Source organism: Citricoccus sp. NPDC079358 (assembly GCF_040702545.1).
In the GTDB taxonomy this organism is placed as follows: domain Bacteria; phylum Actinomycetota; class Actinomycetes; order Actinomycetales; family Micrococcaceae; genus Citricoccus.
Window position 1 is genome coordinate 120,057 of record NZ_JBFBLI010000009.1, and the last position, 20,580, is coordinate 140,636.

A 20,580-nucleotide genomic window follows, 5' to 3' on the forward strand; every position below is an offset into this window, starting at 1 on the left:
GGTCGTGCTCATCGCCCACTCATCTCGTCGCGGATGTTCTCACCCAACAGGTTGAAGGACAGCACCGTGGCCAGGAGGGCCAGGCTGGGCCACAGCACCAGCAGTGGTGTGGCGGACATCGATTGCTGGCCCTCGAAGATCATGTTTCCCCAGCTCGGTGCGGGCGGTGGGATGCCCAGGCCGAGGAAGCTCAGGGCACCCTCCGTCACGATCACGATCCCCATGCCGAGCATGGCGAAGTTCAGCATCTGCGGGCTGATGTTCGGCGCTACATGCCGCAGCAGGATGCGCCAGGCAGGGCTGCCGCTGAGCTCGGCGGCCTGGAGGTACGGCATGGTCATCACCCTCAGCGTGGCCGAGCGGGCCACTCGGGCCACGGCCGGGATGCTGAAGGCGGACAGCGCCAGGATGGTGTTCGGGATACTCGGGCCCAGGGCCTGGGCGATGAAGATGGTGAGGACCAGGGAGGGGAAGGCGATGAACACGTCCAGGACCCGCATGATGAGGTTGTCCACCCGGCCGCCGACATAGCCGGACAAGGCGCCGATGCCCCCACCGACGGCGAGGCCGATGAGGTTGACCGAGATGGCCACGATCAGCGACGACTGGCCACCGTGCAGCAGCCGGGCCAGGACGTCGTTGCCGTTGATGTCCGTGCCCAGCAGGTGGCCGGGGCTGCCCGGCGGCAGTGCGCTTTCCAGGATGCTGCCGCCGACCGGGGCCGGAACGGGAAACACGTACGGGGCCACGAAGCAGGCCAGCAGCAGCAGGCTGACGAAGGCCACCGGCAGGCCGACCACCAGGCGTTGGCGCAGGCGGCCCCAGCGCAGGTCGGAATCGTCGTGAACATCGGGCAACGCGGCGAGGACCGCGGGGGCTTCAGTGACTGCCATAACGGATCCTTGGGTCGAGGACGGCATACATCAGGTCGACGACGAGGTTGGCGAGCACGGCCACGGCCGCGAAGATGAACACGCACATCTGCACCACGGCCACGTCCTGGGACATGGCTCCCTCCAGCATCATCATGCCCATCCCCGGCATCGCGAAGATCTGTTCGATGATGACCGTGCCACCCACCAGAGTGCCGATGTTCAGGCCCACGATGGTCAGCAGCCCGAAAGAGGAATTGCGGAAGGCGTGGAGCCACAGGACCAGACCGGGGCGGACGCCCTTGGACCGGGCCGTGTCCACGTAGTCGGCGGAGTTCATCTGCTCGACGAGGTCGCCGCGCAGGAAACGGGTATAGAAGGCTGCCAGGGGGACGGCCAGGGCCAGGACCGGCATGGCGACCGATCTCAGGTTGGGTACCAGCCCGTCCTCCAGGGGGACGAACCCGATGGCGGGCAGCATCTGGAGCGTGATGGCGAAGACCAGGACGAGCAGCATGGCCAGCACGAAGTTCGGAACCGCCAACATGGTCATGGCGACCACCATGGTGGCCCGGTCGAACAGCCCGCCCGGCTTGCGTGCGGCCATCAGGGCCACCGGGATCGCGATCCCGAGGGAGACCACGAAGGCGAGGACGACCAGTTCCAGGGTGACGGGAGCGCGATCGGCGATCATGTCCGCCACTGACTGGCCGCTGACGGACGACTGGCCGAGGTCCCCGCGGAAGAGGCCGAAGAGCCAGCCGAGATATCGCTCAGGGGCCGGCCGGTCCAGGCCCATCCGCTGGCGGACGGCCTCGACCTGCTCCTCGGAGGCATCCATGCCGGCCTGGTTGCGCGCCGGGTCCCCGGGCATCATCTCCAGCAGCACGAAGACCAGGACGCTGATGGCCAGCAGCAGCGGAATGGTCATCAGCAGGCGGCGGCCGAACAGCCTCAGCAGGGGCGAGCCGTTGCTGGTGCCCTGGGTGGCCCTGCGTCCCGGCCTGCCCGGCGGTTTGGTCCCGTCCGGCCGGGCAGCGTGCGGGTGGACGGCGGTGTCAGTCACTGTTCAACCCACACGCGCTCGTAGATGACCCCGGGATTGACCGCCAAGGCAGGAATCGGGGTGGTGAGCCCGGGGCCGTGGACGCCCTTGCGGACCACCTGGGCCGGGGAGAAGGCGATGCCGAAGGGACCGTAGGCCTCGTCGGAGATCATCTTCGCGGCCTGCTGGTAGAGCTGTTCACGTTCCTGTTCGTCCACCGTTCCGGCGGCGTCCTGGATGACCTGGTCCAGGTCGGTCTGCAACCCACCTGCCAGGGCGTCGGCCGCGGTGCTGGCTCCCTCCGGCAAGGGGGTCCCGCTGTACGTGGAGGTGGAGCCGAAGCGGACGGCCACGCCGATGCCGGCGGCCGGGTCCCATGCGCCGGCGGTCTGGAGCATGGACTCCCACTCCCCGGTGCCGAATTTGGTGATGACGTCACCGAGAGGTTTGGAGTCGATCGTGACGTCGATCCCGGCGTCCTGCCATTGGGTCTGTAGCGCGGTCGTGACCTGGCGGGCGGTCACGATGTCCGTGGTGCCCAGCTCGACCGTGAGTCCGCCGATCTCCTCGACCAGCTCCCGGGCCTTCTCCGGATCGTAGGTGCGGTATCCCTCGACCTCCGGCTGGTGGAACAGGCCACCGGAGGCGGTGAACGACTGTGACATGTCACCCTGGCCGCCGAAGAGTCCCTCGTTGATGGCCTCGAAGTCCGTGGCGTAGTAGATCGCCTCCCGGGCCTTCTTGTCATCGAACGGCGCCTTGCGCGTGTTCAGCTGGATCACGTACGGAGAGGTGGGCGCCCCCAGTGTGGTGGTGACCTGGGGATTGGATTGGGCCTGCTCGATCAGAGTCAGGGAGCTCAGGCCCTCGATCGCATCCCCCTGGCCGGCCTGCAACGTCTGGTACATCACCTGGTCTCCGGCCACGGACTGGAAGGACAGCTCGTCCAGGTACGGCAGGCCGTCCTTGAAGTAGTCCTCGTTCTTGTCCAGGTCCAGACGCTCGCTGATGCGGTTGGCCTCCACTGTGAACGGGCCCGCCGCCACGGGGGCCTGACTGAATGCCTGGGCACCCATCTCCTGATACGCCGTGGGCGAGGCAATCAGGTTCAGATTGTTGTAGGGCATGGCGTTCACGAGGGCACCGTTCGCCGTGGCCAGGTGGATCTCCAGCGTCACGTCATCCACGGCACGGATGGCTCCCAGACGCTGCTCGATCAACTCCTGGTCTACGTCATCGGGCAGGGCCGCGTAGAGGTCGTCCAGGAACTGCTGGTCCAGTTCCGGCATCGGCAGGTCATGGGCCAGGTCCAGTTGCGGGGCTCCCGTGCTCCCCGAGCTGAGGTTGCGGATCCAGTTCCACAGGACGGCCTCGGCGTCCATGGGCGTCCCATCCGAGAAGGTGATGCCCTCCCGGAGCTTCACGGTCAGGGTCAGCCCGTCCTCCGAGAACTCGAAGCTCTCGGCCTGATGGGGAACGATCTCCGCGTTCTCGCCGTTCTCATCGGCCTCCAGCGTGAACAGCCCACCGAAGATCGCCGAGTTCAGCGACTGGTTCGCCCCCACCGAGTTGGAGGTCGCCGGATCCAGCCCGGTGTCCCAGCCGCCGGAGTACCCGGCGTCCAGGAGCACCGTCAGGTCCCCGCCGGACTGTGGCTCACCCACCGCGGCCTCCCCGTTGTCCGAGACGTTGGTGCCAGCATCTCCGGCTCCGCAGCCGGCGAGGACGAGGCCCAGGCTGGCCGCCAGGGCAACGGTTCCCAGGAACCCGCGGCGCGGGGCTTTCTGGCGTGGTGTACAGCTCATGACGACTCCCCAGAATGGTGGACGACGGGTCCGGGATGTGATCTACCGCACATCTCGCTTACGAGAAGTCTGGCCCAGTCAGGGAGCCGCTCACAGATGATTTCCATCGGGTGAAAGCCAGTCGGAAGCCGTCAGGTCAAGTGGCCGGTCGGGCCTCTCCCAGCCAGCGCAAGGCGTTGCGTGAGCTGATGTCCTCCCACTGATCCGCGGGCAGGTCCATGTCACGCAGGGTCTTGGCCACCGGGTCCTCACGGAGCATCGCGGGGAAGTCCGACCCCACCAATAGCCGGTCAGCTCCGAGCAGGTCGATGAGATAACGGAGGGTCCGGTGGTCGAAGACCATCGAGTCGTAGTAGAACCGCCGCGCGATCTCCAGAGGCGAGGGGCCGTCGTCGTGCATCACGGCCCGGTCCAGGTCCACCGGACCCTCGTTCCAGGCGCCGCCCCAGAAGTAGTTGGCCCGCGGCAGCATCATGGCGAAGCCGCCGGCGGCATGGCTGAAGGAGATGCGCAGGTCCGGGCAGGCGGCGGCCGTGCCGCCCAGCACCATGGAACCGGCCGCGAACATGCCCTCCACCCCGACGACGTAGGTCCCCATGGCGGACTTCGGGAGTCGGTTCATGGGTGAGGGCATGGCGTGAACGAACACGGACAGGCCGATCCGTTCGGCCTCTTGGAAGAAGCCCAGGAACTTCTCGTGGCCGATCGAGTCGCCCATGATGTTCGAGGCGATCTCGACGCCGGCCAGGCCCGCCTCCTTGATCGCGGCCAGTTCGCCGGTGGCGGCGTCCGGGTCCTGCAGCGGCACCATCCCGAGACCGGTCAATCGGTCCGGGTCATGGCCACACAGTTCCGCGGTGAAGTGATTGACGTGCTGGGCCAGGGCCAGGCCATCGGCGGGCAGGAGGTCGTACTTCAGCAGCGGCGGCATGGGACTGACCACCTCCCGGTCCACACCCGAGGCATCCTGAGCCTCGAGTCGCCGTTCGGCGGCGAAGAACACATCCTTGGCCCGGAACCGCATCTCGCCGAAGGCGAGGGTGCGGTCCGTGGAACCCGTCACCGCCTCCATCGACGGGAAGCAGGACGGGGCATCCTCGGGGTAGCCGTCTGGCAGCACGTGGGCGTGGGCGTCAATGATCATGGTGTGTCCTTCTCCCGTTCGGGGATGACTCAGTGGCTTGCGGTCAAAAGGTGCGGTGCCACCCCTGGGTCAGAGATCCGCCCGAGGTGGGGTTGGACGGTGACGTGGATGGCGCTCTTGTCCTCGCGGTCTCCGGCGAGGGTCTCGATGGCCTCGGCGACCTGTTCCAGGCCGAAGGTGTGGGTGTGCAGCCGCTCCAGCGGGAAGCGTCCGGATTCCAGCAGGGCGATGGCCTTCTCGTTGGCGGCCGCGTCCACGCCGTAGGCGCCACGGACCGTGAGACCCCGGTTGATCAGCAGGTCCGTGCTGAGGGGGATTTCGCGCCCGCCCTTCAGACCGGCCAGCACCACGCGGCCACCATGGCGGACCACCTTCAGGGCATCCGTGACCGGTCCCGCCGCCATGGGCGTCAGGTCCAGCGAGACATCCGCCATCCGGCCCCCGGTGATCTCCGTGACGGCCTCGACGATGTCCCGTCCGTCCGGACCGTCCACCACCACGGTGTGGTCCGCTCCGAGTTCCTCGGCGACCGCCAGCTTGTGCCGGTCGGACTCCAGCCCGGTGATGATGACGGTGCGGGCGCCGGCAGCCTTGGCCGCCATCACGGCGGCCAACCCCCGCTGTCCGGCCCCGAGGACCACCAGGGTGTCCCCCAGGCCGACCTCGCCCAGGTCCACCGCCCACCGGACCCCTGCTCCCAGGGGGTTGTACATGGCGGCGATGTCGATCGGCAGGGACTTGTCGATCTTGTGCATCACCGCGTTGGGCGCGAGGTACAGGTACTCGGCGAAGCCGCCGTAGAGGGACGGCTCCACGTCCACCGGGGTGACGCCATGGCCGTTCTGCTTGTGGCGGCAGGCCTGGTAGCGGCCCATGAGGCAGTCGGCACAGGACCGGCAGGGCACGATCACCTCGAGGGCCACGCGGTCACCCACCTGGACGCCCCACCGCTCGGCGGCGCGCTCGCCGAGTTCCTCGATGATGCCCAGCGGCTCATGCCCCGGGATGAAGGGTGGCCTGGACCGGCCCTGGAGATGGCCGCGGAAGATCTCCACGTCCGAACCGCAGATGCCGTTGGCCTCGACCCTCAGCAGTCCATCGTCGGGGCCGATCACCGGGCGCGGGAACTCTCGGATCTCCAGGGTGCTGGGACCGGTCTGGACCACGGCCCTCACGGTGTCCGGCAGGTGGTCATGCAAACGCTGTGTCATCGTCGGTCTCTCCTTAGCGGGCCACGGTGGCCACGGGCGGGGCGGCGGGGCCGCTGCGCCCGAAGGGGCCGCCGTCCACCGCCAGGATCTGGCCGGTGATCCACCGGGCTTCGTCGCTGAGCAGGAAGGCGGCGGCGTGGGCGATGTCCCAGGCGCTGCCCTCCTTCTTCAGGGTGGTGCTCTCCCGGCGTGCCTCACGGAAGCGCTCGTCCATATTGGCGGCGGCGAAGGAGCCCCAGATGGCACCCACTTCGATGCAGTTCACGCGGATGCCCTGCGGACCGAGGGTGGAGGCCGCTCCCACGCTGAAGTTCTCCAACCCGGCCTTGGCCACGCAGTACGGCATCCCGGGCCCGCGCGCACTCACGCCCACGGAGGAGATGTTGAGGATGGCGCTGCCCGGGGGCAGATGGGGCACCGCGTGGCGGGTGACGGACCAGGCGGAGGTGAAGTTGATGTTCATCAGTTCGTCGAGCCGCTCGGGGGTGACCTCGAAGATCCCCGCCCGGTCTCCGCTCGCCACGTTGTTCACCAGGGTGTCCAAGCCGCCGAGGAATCCGGCAGCCTCGGTCACGGCCCGCTCGCACGCGGCGTCGGTGGTCACGTCCGCGGTCAGCGCGTGAGCCGTGCCGCCCTCGGCCCTGATCCGGTCGACGGTGCGCTGGGCCGCCTCGTCGCTGCGGTCCAGCACCACCACGGAGGCGCCGCGGGCCGCCAGGAGCCGGGCGATGCCGTATCCGACGCCGGGCAGGTCTCCGTTCTGTCCGGCCCCCGTGATGAGGGCTCGGCGCCCGGACATCCGGGCGGTGCCCTGGGCGGCCAGCGGATCCTCCAACGGTGTGCCGGCCAGACGTTCCTCGACATCAGTCCTGGTCATCGATCATCCTTCTGTGGTGACGTGCCGGTGGTGATGGCCACTGGTTTTCCGGACCAGTCGGCGAAGTACCGCACCACCATGGAGATCCCGGCGTTGCGGGACCCTGCCACGGCCACGATCATGGACGCCGGGTCGGCGATGGTGCGCTGGAACTGGTCCGGGTCCTTAGCGTCCCCGGGAAACCGGACTCCGTTCTCGTTGGCCCGGTCCTTGCCCACGGCGGCCAGCTGTCCCGTGGTGCGTCCGGCGTGCTCGGCGAGCCAGGCCGCCACGTCGGCTCGGGAGAACCCGGCCTTGGCCAGCTGGTTGGCGTGCTCGGGGCACAGCACCACTCCGGCCCCGGCATTCCGGAAGATCCACGGGCCGGAACGGCCGATGGTGTCGGCGAAGTCGGCGAGCAACTGCTCCGGATCGGACGTATGCCGGTTGTCCACGAACTCGCTGGTACGCAGCAACGTGGAGGTCACGGCGTTGCCGCTGACCCCCAGGTCTTCCGCGAGGGGGGCCCAGGGGCTTTCCTCCTCGTTCTCCGCGAGACAGATGGACCACCGTCCGGGCAGGCCCTGCGTGGCCTGTTCGAGCTCGTGCGGGCGGATCCCATAGGCGTTACGGACAGTGAGTCCGATGGCCCTGGCCACGGTGGCGTTGGCCCGGAAGCCGGGCCCGAACACCCCTCCGGTGCTGTTGAATCCGAGTTCCTGGCGCAGCGGCCCGTTGACGATGATCAACGGGGCCGGTCCACTCGTGGACTGCCAGCCGCCGCCACCGGTGGTCCGCTCCTGGGCGAGCGCCTGCCAGGCGGCCAGGACCACCGGGAAGTACTCCGGCCGGCATCCGGCCATGGCCGCGTTGATGGCCAGCAGTTCGACCGTCACGGTGCGGTCGACCTGCTTCAGGTGGCTGAGCACTTCGTCTGCGGGGCGGCCAGCGGCCGCGAGGAAGCGGTCCACGAGGTCCTGGGTGGCCGGCACCACGGGCAGCCCGTCCGTCCAGCCCTGCTCGTAGGCGTGCTCGATAGCGCTCTGGGCGGCAGCAGGGTCCAGGGACTGACCGTGCTGCTCGTGTTGCTTGTGCTGCACGGGCGCCGCGGTCATGCTCGCGCCTCCTGATCCGGGACCGTCAGGGCGGACAGGATCTCCGGCAGCAGCAGGCGAGCGCGTTCACGCACCTGTTCCTCGGTCAGCACGGCCATCGGGTGCTCGGTCCGGATCCACTCATAGTCCGGCGCCCCCTGCACGCCGGCCATGGTGCGGCCGGTGATGTCGAAGGCATCCGTGAGGACCACGGCGGCCGGCAGGCCGGCCCGCTCGAAGTTGATCCCGTCCGCCACGGCGGCGGCACTGCAGGAACCGCAGTCGCCGACTCCGGTGACCACCACGTCGCACGACTCCCGGTACCGGGAAACGATCTCCTCGTCCACGGGGATGGAGAAGTTCTTCTTGGTCTCCACGATGCCGACGGACGCGGCACCGTGCTCCTCCACGAGGAGTTCCCCCACTACGGTCAGGAACAGCAGGGCGTTGTGCTTCGTGTTGTCCAGCAGCCCGATCCGGGCTCCGGCCAACGACGCCGGCCGGGGCGCCAGCTCAGGGGTCGGGCGGCCCTGCGGGTCGGCTGGACCTGCAGCGGACCCCGCGTGCTGGGCCCCTCGTCCAGTGGGGTCGAGGATGGTCTGGGTCATGGACGCGCTCCTACTGCTCGTGGACGATGATGCCGCGGATGTTGCGGCCGGCCAGCAGATCCTCGTAGGCCGTGTTCACCTCGTCGAGGGTGTACTTGCGGGTGATGAGTTCCTCGAGCTTGAGATCCCCGGTCCGGTAGAGACCCAGCAGCTTCGGGATGTCATACAACGGATTGCAGTCACCGAACAGGGCTCCCCGGATCTGCCGCTGGTAGCTGATGAGCAGTCCGGCATGGATGGTCACGGCCTGCTCGTTCAGGTGGCCGACCGAGGTGATGGTGAGCTTGCCGCCCTTGCCGGTCATCGCGATGCCGGCATTGGCCATCTCCTGGGTGACGGCGTCCGCGGTGATGATGACCTTGTCGGCCAGCTGCCCCCAGGTGGTCTCCACCACGAAGTCATGGGCCTCCTGAGCCGTGGCGAACGCATGGGTGGCCCCGAACAGCTCGAGTGAGGACTCCCGCTTGAAGGCCACGGGATCCACGACGATCACGTTCTTGGCCCCGGCGTAGCGGGCTCCCTGGACCGCATTGGAGCCCACACCGCCGGCTCCGAAGATCACCACGGTGTCCCCCGCGCGGACCTCGGCCGCATAGACGGCGGATCCCCACCCGGTGGGGACGCCGCAGCCCACCAGCGCACCGAGCTCGAACGGGATGTCATCCGGCAGCGGGACGGCAGCGTACTCGGAGAGCACCGTGTACTGGGAGAACGTGCCCAGGGTGCAGAACCCGCCGACGTCCTCGCCGTCACCGTCGTGGAAGCGGAAGGTATCGTCCAGGAACATGCCCGTCCCGGCGTTGAGCCCCTTGACGCACATGTTCTGGTGCCCGGTCGAGCACGGTCGGCAGTAGCCGCACGCAGGGATGTAGGCACAGACCACGCGGTCGCCCGGCTTCACCCGGGTGACGCTGGGGCCGACCGACTCGACGATGCCGGCCCCCTCGTGGCCACCGACGATCGGGAAGCGGACGGGGGCGTCTCCGGCGGTGATGTGGTGGTCCGAATGGCACAGGCCGGAGGCGTGCAGCTTGACCCGGACCTCGTGCGCCTTGGGCGGATCCAATTGCAGGTCGGTGACCTGCCAGCCGTCGTGTGGCCCCCGGGCGACGGCGGCCCGGGTGGTGAGGGTGGCACCGCCGGCCCGCGCGCTGGTGGGCTGGTCGCTGGCCGCCGTGGGTGTGGTGATAGCCATGATGTCGGTCTGCCTTTCGTTCAGTGGGCCGCGGGCGTGGCGCCGCGCATCGAGACGGTCTTGATCTGCGTCCAGTTGAGGACGGCGTCGGCGCCCATGGTCCGGCCGAAGCCACTGCTCTTGTAGCCGCCGAAGGGGCCACCGATGACGCCGGCGCCCAGGGCGTTGTTGACGCCCACCTGGCCCGCCTGCAGGGCTCGGGACATCCGGACGGCGGTGCCCACATCCTGGGTCCACACGGACGCGACCAGCCCGTAGTCCACGCCGTTGGCCACCTCGATGGCCTCCTGTTCGCTGTCGACCGGAATGACGGAGAGCACCGGCCCGAAGATCTCCTCCTGGGCGATTCTCATGTCCGGGCTGACATTGTCGAAGAGGGTGGGGTTGACGAAAAATCCGTCACCGTAGTCGCCGCCGGAGGGCACGTCGCCACCGACCACCACCTCGGCGCCGCCCGCCTTGCCCGCCTCGATGTACCCCAGGACGCGCTCGTGCTGGCGACCGTTGATCAGCGGGCCCATGTTCACCTGCTGGTGCCAGGGGCCCACGGTGACCTTCTGCAGGGCCGCGGCCAACCGCTCGACCACTTCCTGGTGAACGCTGCGATGCACCACCACGCGCGAGCCCGCGGCGCAGATCTGCCCGGTATTCAGGGTGATGCCGGAGGCGATCGCCGGTGCGGCCACGGAGAGGTCCGCGTCCGGGAAGATCACCTGGGGCGACTTGCCGCCCAGTTCCAGGTGGAGCGGGATGAGGTTCCGGGCACAGGATTCCATCACGAGCGAGCCCGTGGCCGGTGATCCGGTGAATCCCACCCGCCGGATGCCGGGATGCCGGGGGATGGCCGCACCGGCCTCGGAGCCGAGGCCGGTGACCACGTTGATCACCCCGGCCGGGATCCCGGCGTCCATGGCCAGCCGGGCCAGGGCCAGGGGTGCCAGCGGGGCATCCTCGGCCGGCTTGATGACGATGGTGTTGCCCGCGGCGATGGCCGCGGCGACCTCGTTGGTGAACATCGGTCCGGGCGCGTTCCACGGGATGATGGCCCCGACCACGCCGTAAGGCTCGCGCAGGGTGAAGCCGAGGACGTCCGGCGAATAGGTCGGCAGCGAGACGCCCTGGACCTTGTCCGCCTGGCCGGCGATGAAGCGGATCATCCCCGCCAGGGGCGAGGGCCCCCAGTGGGGCCGGCCGACGTCGCGGGATTCCAGCTGGTCCAGGATCTGGGCGTTCTCCTCCACGAGGGATGCCCAGCGCAGCAGCAGCCCGGCCCGGGCCGTGGCATTCGTGTCACGCCAGCCCGGCAAGGCGCGCTCGGCGGCCTCGACGGCGGCGTCCACATCCTGGGCGTTGCTCCGGGGAATGCGGCTCAGCAGCTCGCGGTCCGCGGGGTTGATGACGTCGATGGTCTCGCCGGAGGCGGCGGGGACCCACTCCCCGCCGATCAGCTGGACGTTGTCCGCCAGCAGCGGGGTATCGAGGGTGGCTTGGGGGTCGATGACTGCGGTCATGGTGTTCTCTTCCGTCTCGGGCGCTGGCTCAGTGGTCGATGGTGATGATGCCGCGAATGTTCTTGCCGTCGAGCATGTCCTGGTAGCCCTCATTCACCTGGGCCATGGAGTAGCGGTTGGTGATCAGCTCGTCGAGCTTGAGCTTGCCGTTCTGGTACATGCTGACCAGGCGGGGCACGTCATGCAGGGGGTTGCAGCCACCGAAGATGGCGCCCTGGATCCGGCGCTGGAAGCCGATCAGGGCACCCGGGTGCTCCTTGATGGACCCGTTGCCGACGGCGGTGATGGTCACCTGGCCGGATTTGCCGACAATGTTGATGGCGTCATGAATGACCTGGTCATGCAGGCTGCCGACCGTGATGATGGCGTGGTCGGCCAGTTCACCCCAGGTGGCCTCGACGACGAATTCCGTGGCCTCCTGCGCCGTGGCGAACACCTGGGTGGCCCCGAACTCGAGGGCCTTGTCACGCTTGAACTCCACCGGGTCCACCACCACGACTCGATTGGCGCCGGACATGGCCGCGCCCTGGACGGCGTTCATGCCGACCCCGCCGGCCCCGAAGATGACCGCGGTCTGCCCCACCTGGACACCGGCGGCGTGGACGGCCGAACCCCATCCGGTGGGGACCCCGCAGCCCACCAGGCAGGCGACGTCGAAGGGGAGGTCCTTCGGGATCGGGATCACGGAGTACTCGGAGACCACCGTGTGCTGGGAGAAGGTCCCCAGCACACAGAGGCCGCCGAAGTCCACGCCGTCCTGGTGGAAACGGAAGGTGCCGTCCGGGAACTCGCCGGTGGCGGCGTTCTTCCCGGAGTCGCACAGGTTCTGGTGACCGGTGGAGCAGTAGCGGCAGGATCCACAGGCCGGGATGAAGGAGCACACCACGTGGTCTCCCACCTGCACGCGGGTCACGCCCTCTCCCACAGCATCGATGATGCCGGCGCCTTCGTGTCCGCCCACCACGGGCATGCGCATCGCGGCATCACCCTTCTGGATGTGGTCGTCCGAATGGCACATTCCCGCGGCCATCATCTTGATACGGACCTCGTTGGCCTTCGGCTCGTCGAGATCGAGTTCGGTGACTTCCCAGGGCGTTCCGGGTTCGCGGCATACGACCGCACGAGTCTTCATGCTCAGGGGGACCCTTTCTGGCAGGTGGCGCCATGGACGAGGCGCCGGCGGTGAGGTGGGTGCATCACCGGTTTCAGACGCCGGTGGTGCAGCTGCCTCCACGGTGCTCCGTCCGCCGGCACGCTGCCACGGGCTTTCCGCCGCACGGAAGGGTTCACCGTGATCAGAGTCACATTCCCAGCCCGCAAGGTCCTGCCGGTGCTCCGTCTTCTACGGCATGGAAACCGGGATGATCCCAGAGGCGAGTGGAGATTGACTACTGCATGACCGGACCATCACCGGTCGATGCCACCACCTGCCGGCCCCAGACCCGGCCTCCCCTCTCGAGAACCAGAAGAGAAGTAGGACGCACCGTGATGAACAAGTTCCGCACCGATCTCCACGAGCACCTGGATGCCGTCTGGGACGGCGCCTCGATCGCAGTCGGCGGCTTCGGCAGTTCCGGGCGCCCCGACGCCCTGCTCAACGCGCTGTCTGACCTCGGTAAGAAGGACTTGCACCTCTACGTCAACAACGTGGGTGACGATTTCACGGGCATCGGCCGCCTCGTCATGGAGGGCCGGGTCCGCCGCATCACCGGGTCCTTCCCCGTGCTGCCCGAGTTCTACGACGAGTATTTCGCGGGCCGCGTCGAGCTGGAGCTGATCCCGCAGGGCACGCTGGCGGAGCGCATGCGGGCCGGTGGCGCCGGGATCGCCGCCTTCTTCACGCCCTCGGGTGCGGAGACCATGCTCTCGGACGGGACCTTCCCGGCCTCCTATTCCGGGGGGACCCCGGGCGACCTGCTGCCGGCGAAGGAGGAACGGGTGTTCGACGGGCGGGCCCACGTCCTCGAGCACGGCATCACAGCGGATTTCGGCCTCGTCAAGGCGCAGCAGGCCGACCCCAAGGGCAATCTCCGCTTCCACCTCTCCGCCCGGAACTTCAATCCGCTGGCAGCCATGTCCGGGCGGACGACCTTCGTGGAGGTCGAACGGCTGGTGGACACCGGGGCGTTGGATCCGGACGACATCCACCTCCCCGGGGTCTTCGTGGACCACGTGGTGATGACTGCAGCACCCATCCCGGCGGACCTGCCCCGGCGGGCCGCCTCGCTCCAGAAGGGCTGACCATGTCCATGACCAGAACCGAATCCCCCCGGGTCACCGGGCGCACGCGGGACGAGATCGCCCAGCGCCTGGCCGCGGACCTGGTGGACGGCTACACCGTCAACCTCGGGGTGGGCATCCCACTGGCGGTGCCCCACCACATCCCCGCGGACCGGGAGGTCTTCCTCCAGTCCGAGAACGGAATCCTGGGGCTCGGCCCGGCACCCGAGCCCGGCACCGAGGACCCGGACCTGACCAACGCCGGAAAGCAGCCGACCAGCATGATCCCCGGCGGGGCCATCGTGGACTCGGCCACCTCCTTCGCGATCATCCGCGGCGGCCACCTGGACGTGACCATCCTGGGAGCACTGCAGGTGTCCGAGGCCGGCGACCTGGCCAATTGGTACGTCCCGGGACGCAACCCCGCCGTGGGCGGAGCCATGGACCTCGTGGCCGGCACCCCGCAGGTCTGGGTCTGCATGGAGCACGTGGACCGCAAGGGCCAGCCCAAGCTCGTGCCCGAGTGCACCTTCCCGCTGACCGGCCGGGGCGTCGTCACCCGCGTCTATACGGACCTGGCGGTCTTCCACGTGATCGACGGGGTGCTGACGCTCGTCGAGTGCGCCCCCGGTGTCACCCCCGAGGACGTCCGATTGCGGACCGCTGCCGACTACGTCAAGGCGGCCCCAGCATGAGCACCGGGTCTGGGCAAGCCGCCAGTGCGCCGTCCCTGCAGCAGTGGCAGGACCTGGCCGCCATCGATGTCCACGTCCACGCCCACCGTTCGGTGAAGGACGACGCCGGCCCGGTCGAGTCCGGCGAACAGATGGGCGAGTACTTCGGGATCGGCACGATGCACGGGCACACGGTCCCCGCGCTCGCCGCCTACTACCGCGAGCGCCGGATGGCCGCCGTCGTCTTCACCGTGGACTCGATCTCCGCCACCGGCGACGAACCGGTACCGGGGAACCGCGAGATCGCCGAGCTGGCAGCCGAGCATGCGGACGTGCTGGTGCCGTTCGCCAGCATCGACCCGGCCCGGGGCGCGGCCGGCGTGCGGGAGGCACGGATCCTCGCCCGCGACTATGGCGTGCGCGGCTTCAAGTTCCATCCCGGTGTGCAGAGGTTCTATCCCGACGACCGGTCGGCCTACCCCCTGTATGAGGTCATCGAGGAGTTCGGCCTGATCTCGCTGTTCCACACGGGACAGACCGGGGTGGGCGCCGGATCCCGCGGCGGGGGCGGGGTGCGGCTGAAGTACTCCCACCCACTGGCCATCGACGACGTGGCGGCGGACTTCCCGGACATGGACATCATCATGGCCCACCCGTCCTTCCCGTGGCAGGACGAGGCACTCTCCATCGCCCTCCACAAGCCGCGGGTCTACATCGACCTCTCCGGCTGGTCCCCGAAGTACTTCCCGCCGCAGCTGGTGCAGTACGCGGACACCCTGCTCAAGCACAAGGTGCTCTTCGGCTCGGACTTCCCGGTCATCACCCCGGAGCGGTGGATGGACGCCTTCGAGCAGTTGCCGCTCCGGGAGGCCGTGCGGCCCCTGATCCTGCGGGAGAATGCCGCCCGCCTGCTCCGGCTGCCCGGCGCCGGCACCGAGCCCACCTCCCCTTCCACGCCCTGACCCGCCCGCCGGCACCTCCGGCGCCCTCGAGAGGAACACCCATGCAAGAACTCACCGGTCGCGTCGCCGTCATCACCGGCGGCAGCAGCGGCATCGGCCGCGGCATCGCCCTCGCCTGCGCCCGTGCCGGCATGACCGTCTACGTCACCGGACGCAGCGCGGACCACCTGACCGAGACCCAGACCGAGTTCTCCGGCCAAGGTCTCGAGGTCGCCACCCTGCAGGTGGACGTGACGGACCTGGCCGCCATGCAGCAGGCGGCTCAGCGCATCGAGGCCGAACAGGGCCGCGTGGACCTGCTGGTCAACAATGCCGGGATCGGCCTGACCGGCGCCGTCTCGGACGCCACTCCCGCCGATTGGGACTGGTTGATCGACGTGAACATCAAGGGCGTGGCCCATGGCCTCCAGGCGTTCCTGCCGGCCCTCCGGCGGCATGGCCAGGGCGGGCACATCGTGAACACCTCCTCCATGGCCGGGCTGATGCCGGTGGTGGCCGGTCTCTACTCGATGTCCAAGGCCGCGATCATCGCCCTGTCCGAGGCCCTGCACATCGAGTTGCTGGCCGAGGGCATCGGCGTCTCGGCCTACTGCCCGGGTCCCACTCACTCGAACATCGCCTCGTCCGTGGCCCAGCGTCCGGCCGAGTACGGCGCCTCCGGCTACACCGCCCCCGGCCCGGAGGCCACCGCGTTCCAGCTCACCCAGCCGTACATGAGTGCGGAGGAGGCCGGCGAGAGGGTCCTGGAGGGGGTCCGCCGGGGTGACATGTTCATCCTCACGCACCCCGAATTCAAGGCCGGAGTGGTGCAACGCCACCGCGCGATCGAGGACTCCTTTCCCGAGGAGCCGCTGAACGAGGAACGGAAGGCCGCCATCCCGTTCCTGCTGTCCTCACCCGTCTATGACGAGGCGAGCCGGCCTCCCGCCCCGGTCTTCGAACCTACGCGCTGACCCCTCACGCACCGGCATCAACGTCGGCACCAGCCCCGGCGGGCGGCTGGCGCAGGGGGAAGGCGGTCAGGCCACCGCCATCGATCGGGATGGCCTGGCCTGTGATGTAACCGGCCCCTGGCGAGGCCAGGAAGGACACGAGCTCGCCGATGTCCTGGGGCTGCCCGACCCGACCGACCGGGATGTTCCGCCCGCGCTGGGCGAGGGTCGAGTCCACGTCGAGGTCCGCGGACGGGTCCAGGATGGCCCGGCTGGTGGCCACCAGCCCCGGGCACACGGCGTTGACCGTGATGCCCCACGGGCCGAGATCCATCGACAGGGCACGCGTCATCCCGATTACGGCCGCCTTGGAGGCGGAGTAGGCCACGGAGAAGGGCGCGGCGGTCAGCCCGGCCATGGAGGAGATGTTGACGATCCGCCCGTAGCGTGCGGTCCGCATCAGGGGCACGGCCGCTCTGCACATGGCGTAGGTACCACGCACATTGACGTCGATCAGCAGGTCGAACGCCTCGTCCGGCACCTCTTCGATGTCCCGGCGGTCCAGGCCTTGCGGAGCCGCCGCGTTGTTCACCAGGATGTCCAGCTGCCCGAAGCGGTCCTGCACGGTCTGCAGGATCCCGGCGACGTCGGCCCGCTGGGAGATGTCCCCCAGTGCGGTGACTACGTCCACGCCTTCCCGGCGCAGCTGGTCCGCGAATTCGTCCAGGCCGCTGGGCGGAACCTGCCCGAGCCTTCGCTGGCGGTCGTTGGCTACACCGCGGGGCTCGCGGTCCGTGATGACGAGCGAAGCACCCCGGGATGCCAGTGCCCTGGCAATGCCCTGCCCCATGCCGTCCGGTTTGCCACAGCCGGTGACGAGGGCCACCTGTCCGGCCAGGGGCCGGCGTGAGCCACCCGCGCCCGCTGGGGCCTCATCCGGCTGCGCTGCGGGATCCTGACGCTGTGGTGTGTGCTGCTCGTCGGTCATGGTCAGCGAATCTAGGCGCCCCGCCTCCGGCCCGCAGCCCGGATTCCCTCCCGCGGAAGACGGCCCGGACCGGCACCGAGGACTTCCGCCCGGTGGAAGCCGGGGAGGGCTCGTCCCCAGATGCCGCACCATAGTGAGGGACATCACCTTCTGGGAGGAGTCCACTCGATGCCCGCATCCACCGGGGACCACCCCGCTCCGCCCGAGTCCCTCGCCGCTGAGGATCACCGCACGGCCGCGGGCCGCGTCCTGTCCGTCCTGGATGTCTTCGACCAGGACCACCTGGAACTGACCTTGAGTGAGATCAGCCGCCGCGCAGACCTGACCTTGAGCACGGCGCACCGACTCGTCGGCGAACTCCGGGACTGGGGTGCCCTCGAGCGGACCACGGACGGGCGGTACGCCGTCGGGCTGCGGGTACTGGAACTGGGTAGCCTCGAGCCGCAGATGCTGCAGCTGCGGGACGTGGCCCCGGCGTACCTCGCAGACCTGCAGTCTGCGGTCCAGGCCAATGTGCATCTCTCCGTCCGAGACGGACACGATGTGGTGTACGTGGAGTCGCTGCAACGGCACTCCGGGGCTCACGTGCTCAGCCGGCTCGGGGGGCGCTGGCCCCTGCACACCACCGCCACGGGCATGGTCCTGTTGGCCTTCGCGCCGGCAGCCGTCCGCCAGGACGTGCTGGCCAGCCCGCTGAAGCGCTACACGGACCACACCATCACCGATCCGGACACCTTGCGCCGGATGCTGGCGGAGGTGCACCGCACCGGGGTGGCCGTGTTGACGGACACGATCACCCTCGGCACGTTCGCCGTGGGGGTACCCGTCCGCGGGCCCAGCGAGCGGGTCGTGGCCGCCCTGAGCGTCACCTTGAAGAGCGACGGGTCACGGACCGTGCACCAGGCCCTGCCCGCTCTCAAGGCCACGTCCCGGGCCCTCTCCCGGGCCCTGGGCGTGGCCACGCCCGGAGCCCCACCCGCGGGCGCCCACGGGCCCCCGGTCCGGCCCTTCGCGATCTGAGTCCAGCCGCCGCGACCCCCTGTCGACGCCAACCGTACCTATCCCTATAGTGGATGCATCTCTAGACTGATGTGATCCAGATCACGCCAAAGGAGTCGTCTTGGCATCTCCGTCCAAACCCACCGCAGCCGGCCGCGTCCTGGCCATCCTGGACACCTTCACCGACCGGCACGACAGCCAGACCCTGAGTTCGATCGCCCGGCGGTCAGGACTGACGTTGCCCACCACCCACCGCCTGGTCGGCGAACTCACCGCCTGGGGAGCCCTCCACCGCCAGCCGGACGGCGAGTACACCATCGGCCTCAAGGTCCTGGAACTCGGCTCACTCGCCGGGCACCGCCTGCGCCTGAAGCAGTTGGCCCACCCCTACCTCCACGGCCTGCACCACGCGACCAACACCAACATCCACCTCTCGGTCTCCGTGCAGCAGGACGTGCTCTATCTGGAGTCGATGCTGGCGCCAGGCGGCGCCCCGGTGACCAGTCGCTTCGGCGGGCGCTGGCCCATGCATGCCACGGCCACCGGCCGTGTTCTGCTGGCGGCCCTGCCCCCCGACGAACTCGACGACCTGCTGCGCCAGCCGCTGGCGGCCTACTCGCCGCACACCGACACGGACCCGAACCGCCTCCGGCAGCTGTTGGCCGAAGTCCGCCAGCGCGGCGTGGCCGTCGCCTATGACCAGATCGCCGTCGGGGTGATCGCCCTGGCCGCCCCGATCGTCGGACCGCACGGCCACCCCGTCGCCTCTGTCGGCATCACGGCACCCAAGGACCGCTTCACCCCGCACCAGCTCATCCCGCCGCTGGTCTCCACCGCGCAGAGGATCTCCCGCGCCCTCAATGGGCCGGAGGAGGCCTGGCCCGCAGACACCCTGCGCACGGCCTGATCCACAGCAGCACCGAGGCCGTGCCGCCGTCGATGGTTCGACGGCGGCACGGCCTCGGTGCTGCTGGACGCCGGGCGCGGTCAGTCGGGACCTCGACCGGCCCCGACTCGCCCAGCGCCGGTTCGGCTCAGACCTGGCCGGCCTTGCGCCAGGAGCCCTCATAGTTGTCCCGCACCTCGGAGGAGTACGGCACCGGGGAGACGGTCACGTTGACCTCGATCTGGCGGTGGCGCTCCACCGTGGTCTTGCCGGAGCCGCCGTCGGGCTCACCCCAGACGACCTTCAGCCGGTCCCCCACCTGCACGGACGGGTCGACGACGGCCAGGGAGAGCGCGGTGCGCTCATTCGCCGAGTAGCCGGTGAACATGGACAGGCCCACGACCTTCCCGGAGTCGTCCACCACGGAGTCGAAGTTCGAGGAGCCGTAGTTGGCGTTGGGCAGGTCGAAGAACTTGTAGCCGATCTCCCCCTTGCCATACATCGAGGCATGGATGGTGGCCATGTCCGCATCATCCCAGGCGAGGGTGACCTTGTGGCGCTGGGCGGCCGGATCGACCTTCTCCAGAGCCTGACGGCCGATGAAGTCATGGTCGAATTTGATGAAGTTGCCGTAGCCCAGCTCCCACGGGGTGGTGTAGTAGTCCTCGATGTTCGAGGAGACGAAGGACCCGGCGATCGCGTTGTTCGCCTCGTAGGAGTCGGCGCCGAGCCAGGCCCGGTAGTCCGCGAGCATGCCGTCGCCGGAGTAGATGGCCGGCAGCGGAGAGGGGATCCACCCGGACTCCAGGGTGTTCGAGGAGTAGGCGCGGGCGCCGACGGCGGCAAGGCCGAACTCGGCGCCGGCCTCCATGATGGCCTCGCGGATCCTGTCGTAGTCCTGGTAGTCGCCCCACAGCTCCAGGCCCGGCGCGCCGGCCATGCCGTGCCGCAGGGTCCGCACCCGGGTGCCAGCCACGTTCATGGTGTCCATGTGGAAGAACTTCAGCTGCTCCACCGGACCGCCATTGACCTTCTCGATGACGTCCCAGGCCTTGGGGCCCTGGATCTGCAGGCGCCAGTACTCCCGGGAGACCGCCTTGCCCATGGGGCGCGACGGCGAGCGCCGGTCCTCGATCAGCTCGACGTCATAGCCACCGGTCTCAGCATGGAACTTCAGCCAGTTGGTGGCGGGGGCACGGCCCACATAGGTGTACTGATCCTGGTCCTCGTGGAACAGGATGCCATCGCCGATGACATGGCCGGCCGGGGTGACCGGGACATACTGCTTGGCGCGGTTGACGGGGAAGTTCTCCAGCGAGTTGATCGCGGTGTAGGAGACGAGCTTCTTGGCGTCCGGGCCCTTGATGATCAGGTTGTCCATGTGGTGGGTCTGATCGAACATCACGGCGGTCTCCCGCCAGGCGATGACCTCGTCCCGCCAGTTGGTGAACTCGGGGGCCACCACGGGGTAGACGTAGGCACCCACCGTCGAGTTCCGCATCATCTCCACGGGATTGCCCGCGGCCTCCATGGCCTGCTGCAGCGACTTCTGGTCTGACATGACTGAATCTCCTGAAC

19 protein-coding genes are annotated in these 20,580 nt (G+C 68.8%); 6 read left to right on the forward strand and 13 right to left on the reverse strand.

The genetic code is table 11. The features are described 5' to 3' along the window. Positions 1-8 precede the first annotated feature (8 nt). The 11 genes from AB0333_RS12225 to AB0333_RS12275 all read right to left on the reverse strand — a co-directional run bounded on the left by AB0333_RS12225 (position 9) and on the right by AB0333_RS12275 (position 12,473). Positions 9-893, reverse strand: a complete 885-nt coding sequence (locus tag AB0333_RS12225) for an ABC transporter permease (protein WP_115932886.1) — start codon at positions 891-893, stop codon at positions 9-11. Continuing rightward, a complete protein-coding gene (locus AB0333_RS12230) occupies positions 880-1,938 on the reverse strand; it encodes an ABC transporter permease (RefSeq protein WP_366218943.1) in 1,059 nt (352 codons plus the stop codon). The genes AB0333_RS12225 and AB0333_RS12230 overlap by 14 nt, the downstream gene beginning before the upstream one ends. Next, on the reverse strand, positions 1,935-3,722 hold the full coding sequence (locus AB0333_RS12235; RefSeq protein WP_366218944.1) for an ABC transporter substrate-binding protein: 1,788 nt from the start codon (positions 3,720-3,722) through the stop codon (positions 1,935-1,937). The genes AB0333_RS12230 and AB0333_RS12235 overlap by 4 nt, the downstream gene beginning before the upstream one ends. A 136-nt stretch (positions 3,723-3,858) precedes the next feature. Beyond that, a complete protein-coding gene (locus tag AB0333_RS12240; protein ID WP_115932884.1) occupies positions 3,859-4,866 on the reverse strand; it encodes an amidohydrolase family protein in 1,008 nt (335 codons plus the stop codon). A gap of 29 nt (positions 4,867-4,895) precedes the next feature. Further along, positions 4,896-6,077, reverse strand: coding sequence for an alcohol dehydrogenase catalytic domain-containing protein (locus tag AB0333_RS12245; RefSeq protein WP_211309062.1), 1,182 nt, complete (start codon positions 6,075-6,077; stop codon positions 4,896-4,898). A 13-nt stretch (positions 6,078-6,090) separates the two neighbouring features. Next, positions 6,091-6,954 carry an SDR family oxidoreductase gene (locus AB0333_RS12250; RefSeq protein WP_366218945.1) on the reverse strand — a complete coding sequence of 288 codons (864 nt, stop codon included), beginning with the start codon at positions 6,952-6,954 and terminating at the stop codon, positions 6,091-6,093. Further along, the gene (locus AB0333_RS12255) at positions 6,951-8,048 is read right to left on the reverse strand and encodes a hypothetical protein (protein ID WP_366218946.1); all 1,098 of its coding nucleotides are present in this window, start codon (positions 8,046-8,048) and stop codon (positions 6,951-6,953) included. The genes AB0333_RS12250 and AB0333_RS12255 overlap by 4 nt, the downstream gene beginning before the upstream one ends. Continuing rightward, positions 8,045-8,635 (reverse strand): UGSC family (seleno)protein, encoded by a 591-nt coding sequence (locus AB0333_RS12260; RefSeq protein WP_366218947.1) that lies wholly within the window; start codon positions 8,633-8,635, stop codon positions 8,045-8,047. The genes AB0333_RS12255 and AB0333_RS12260 overlap by 4 nt, the downstream gene beginning before the upstream one ends. Positions 8,636-8,645: 10 nt before the next feature. After that, on the reverse strand, positions 8,646-9,830 hold the full coding sequence (locus AB0333_RS12265; protein WP_366218948.1) for an NDMA-dependent alcohol dehydrogenase: 1,185 nt from the start codon (positions 9,828-9,830) through the stop codon (positions 8,646-8,648). Positions 9,831-9,850: 20 nt separating this feature from the next. Then, positions 9,851-11,341, reverse strand: coding sequence for an aldehyde dehydrogenase family protein (locus AB0333_RS12270; RefSeq protein ID WP_366218949.1), 1,491 nt, complete (start codon positions 11,339-11,341; stop codon positions 9,851-9,853). Between the two features lie 28 nt (positions 11,342-11,369). Continuing rightward, positions 11,370-12,473, reverse strand: coding sequence for an NDMA-dependent alcohol dehydrogenase (locus AB0333_RS12275; RefSeq protein WP_366218950.1), 1,104 nt, complete (start codon positions 12,471-12,473; stop codon positions 11,370-11,372). 356 nt (positions 12,474-12,829) lie between these two features. Here AB0333_RS12275 and AB0333_RS12280 point away from each other — a divergent pair, with 356 nt between their 5' ends. The 4 genes from AB0333_RS12280 to AB0333_RS12295 are packed head-to-tail and all read left to right on the forward strand — an operon-like array spanning position 12,830 to position 16,150. Beyond that, positions 12,830-13,582, forward strand: a complete 753-nt coding sequence (locus AB0333_RS12280; RefSeq protein ID WP_366218970.1) for a 3-oxoacid CoA-transferase subunit A — start codon at positions 12,830-12,832, stop codon at positions 13,580-13,582. 8 nt (positions 13,583-13,590) lie between these two features. Further along, the gene (locus tag AB0333_RS12285) at positions 13,591-14,256 is read left to right on the forward strand and encodes a 3-oxoacid CoA-transferase subunit B (protein ID WP_366218951.1); all 666 of its coding nucleotides are present in this window, start codon (positions 13,591-13,593) and stop codon (positions 14,254-14,256) included. Then, positions 14,253-15,197 carry an amidohydrolase family protein gene (locus tag AB0333_RS12290; protein ID WP_366218952.1) on the forward strand — a complete coding sequence of 315 codons (945 nt, stop codon included), beginning with the start codon at positions 14,253-14,255 and terminating at the stop codon, positions 15,195-15,197. Before AB0333_RS12285 ends, AB0333_RS12290 begins: the two co-directional genes overlap by 4 nt. A 41-nt stretch (positions 15,198-15,238) precedes the next feature. Continuing rightward, positions 15,239-16,150: an SDR family NAD(P)-dependent oxidoreductase gene (locus AB0333_RS12295; protein WP_366218953.1), complete on the forward strand. Its 912-nt coding sequence runs from the start codon at positions 15,239-15,241 to the stop codon at positions 16,148-16,150. 4 nt (positions 16,151-16,154) lie between these two features. On the opposite strand, the gene AB0333_RS12300 is transcribed toward AB0333_RS12295, so the two are convergent. Beyond that, positions 16,155-17,117, reverse strand: a complete 963-nt coding sequence (locus tag AB0333_RS12300) for an SDR family NAD(P)-dependent oxidoreductase (RefSeq protein ID WP_366218954.1) — start codon at positions 17,115-17,117, stop codon at positions 16,155-16,157. 168 nt (positions 17,118-17,285) lie between these two features. On the opposite strand from AB0333_RS12300, the gene AB0333_RS12305 reads away from it, so the two are divergent. Together AB0333_RS12305 and AB0333_RS12310 are read left to right on the forward strand one after the other, a co-directional pair. Then, complete coding sequence (locus AB0333_RS12305) at positions 17,286-18,137, forward strand: IclR family transcriptional regulator (protein WP_366218955.1); 852 nt, start codon at positions 17,286-17,288, stop codon at positions 18,135-18,137. Positions 18,138-18,237: 100 nt separating this feature from the next. Further along, positions 18,238-19,023 carry an IclR family transcriptional regulator gene (locus AB0333_RS12310; RefSeq protein ID WP_366218956.1) on the forward strand — a complete coding sequence of 262 codons (786 nt, stop codon included), beginning with the start codon at positions 18,238-18,240 and terminating at the stop codon, positions 19,021-19,023. 127 nt (positions 19,024-19,150) lie between these two features. Here the strand turns inward: AB0333_RS12310 and AB0333_RS12315 are convergent, their stop codons facing one another. Beyond that, a complete protein-coding gene (locus AB0333_RS12315) occupies positions 19,151-20,563 on the reverse strand; it encodes an aminomethyl transferase family protein (RefSeq protein WP_366218957.1) in 1,413 nt (470 codons plus the stop codon). Between the last annotated feature and the right edge of the window lie 17 nt (positions 20,564-20,580).

Excerpts from the sequence above, each read along its gene's own strand:
- AB0333_RS12290 (WP_366218952.1), top strand. The coding sequence starts at position 14,253 with ATGAGCACCGGGTCTGGGCAAGCCGCCAGTGCGCCGTCCCTGCAGCAG.
- AB0333_RS12275 (WP_366218950.1), bottom strand. The coding sequence starts at position 12,473 with ATGAAGACTCGTGCGGTCGTATGCCGCGAACCCGGAACGCCCTGGGAA.
- AB0333_RS12250 (WP_366218945.1), bottom strand. The coding sequence starts at position 6,954 with ATGACCAGGACTGATGTCGAGGAACGTCTGGCCGGCACACCGTTGGAG.
- AB0333_RS12265 (WP_366218948.1), bottom strand. The coding sequence starts at position 9,830 with ATGGCTATCACCACACCCACGGCGGCCAGCGACCAGCCCACCAGCGCG.
- AB0333_RS12315 (WP_366218957.1), bottom strand. The coding sequence starts at position 20,563 with ATGTCAGACCAGAAGTCGCTGCAGCAGGCCATGGAGGCCGCGGGCAAT.
- AB0333_RS12300 (WP_366218954.1), bottom strand. The coding sequence starts at position 17,117 with ATGACCGACGAGCAGCACACACCACAGCGTCAGGATCCCGCAGCGCAG.
- AB0333_RS12270 (WP_366218949.1), bottom strand. The coding sequence starts at position 11,341 with ATGACCGCAGTCATCGACCCCCAAGCCACCCTCGATACCCCGCTGCTG.
- AB0333_RS12235 (WP_366218944.1), bottom strand. The coding sequence starts at position 3,722 with ATGAGCTGTACACCACGCCAGAAAGCCCCGCGCCGCGGGTTCCTGGGA.
- AB0333_RS12280 (WP_366218970.1), top strand. The coding sequence starts at position 12,830 with ATGAACAAGTTCCGCACCGATCTCCACGAGCACCTGGATGCCGTCTGG.
- AB0333_RS12295 (WP_366218953.1), top strand. The coding sequence starts at position 15,239 with ATGCAAGAACTCACCGGTCGCGTCGCCGTCATCACCGGCGGCAGCAGC.
- AB0333_RS12225 (WP_115932886.1), bottom strand. The coding sequence starts at position 893 with ATGGCAGTCACTGAAGCCCCCGCGGTCCTCGCCGCGTTGCCCGATGTT.
- AB0333_RS12245 (WP_211309062.1), bottom strand. The coding sequence starts at position 6,077 with ATGACACAGCGTTTGCATGACCACCTGCCGGACACCGTGAGGGCCGTG.
- AB0333_RS12305 (WP_366218955.1), top strand. The coding sequence starts at position 17,286 with ATGCCCGCATCCACCGGGGACCACCCCGCTCCGCCCGAGTCCCTCGCC.
- AB0333_RS12260 (WP_366218947.1), bottom strand. The coding sequence starts at position 8,635 with ATGACCCAGACCATCCTCGACCCCACTGGACGAGGGGCCCAGCACGCG.
- AB0333_RS12240 (WP_115932884.1), bottom strand. The coding sequence starts at position 4,866 with ATGATCATTGACGCCCACGCCCACGTGCTGCCAGACGGCTACCCCGAG.
- AB0333_RS12285 (WP_366218951.1), top strand. The coding sequence starts at position 13,591 with ATGACCAGAACCGAATCCCCCCGGGTCACCGGGCGCACGCGGGACGAG.
- AB0333_RS12255 (WP_366218946.1), bottom strand. The coding sequence starts at position 8,048 with ATGACCGCGGCGCCCGTGCAGCACAAGCAACACGAGCAGCACGGTCAG.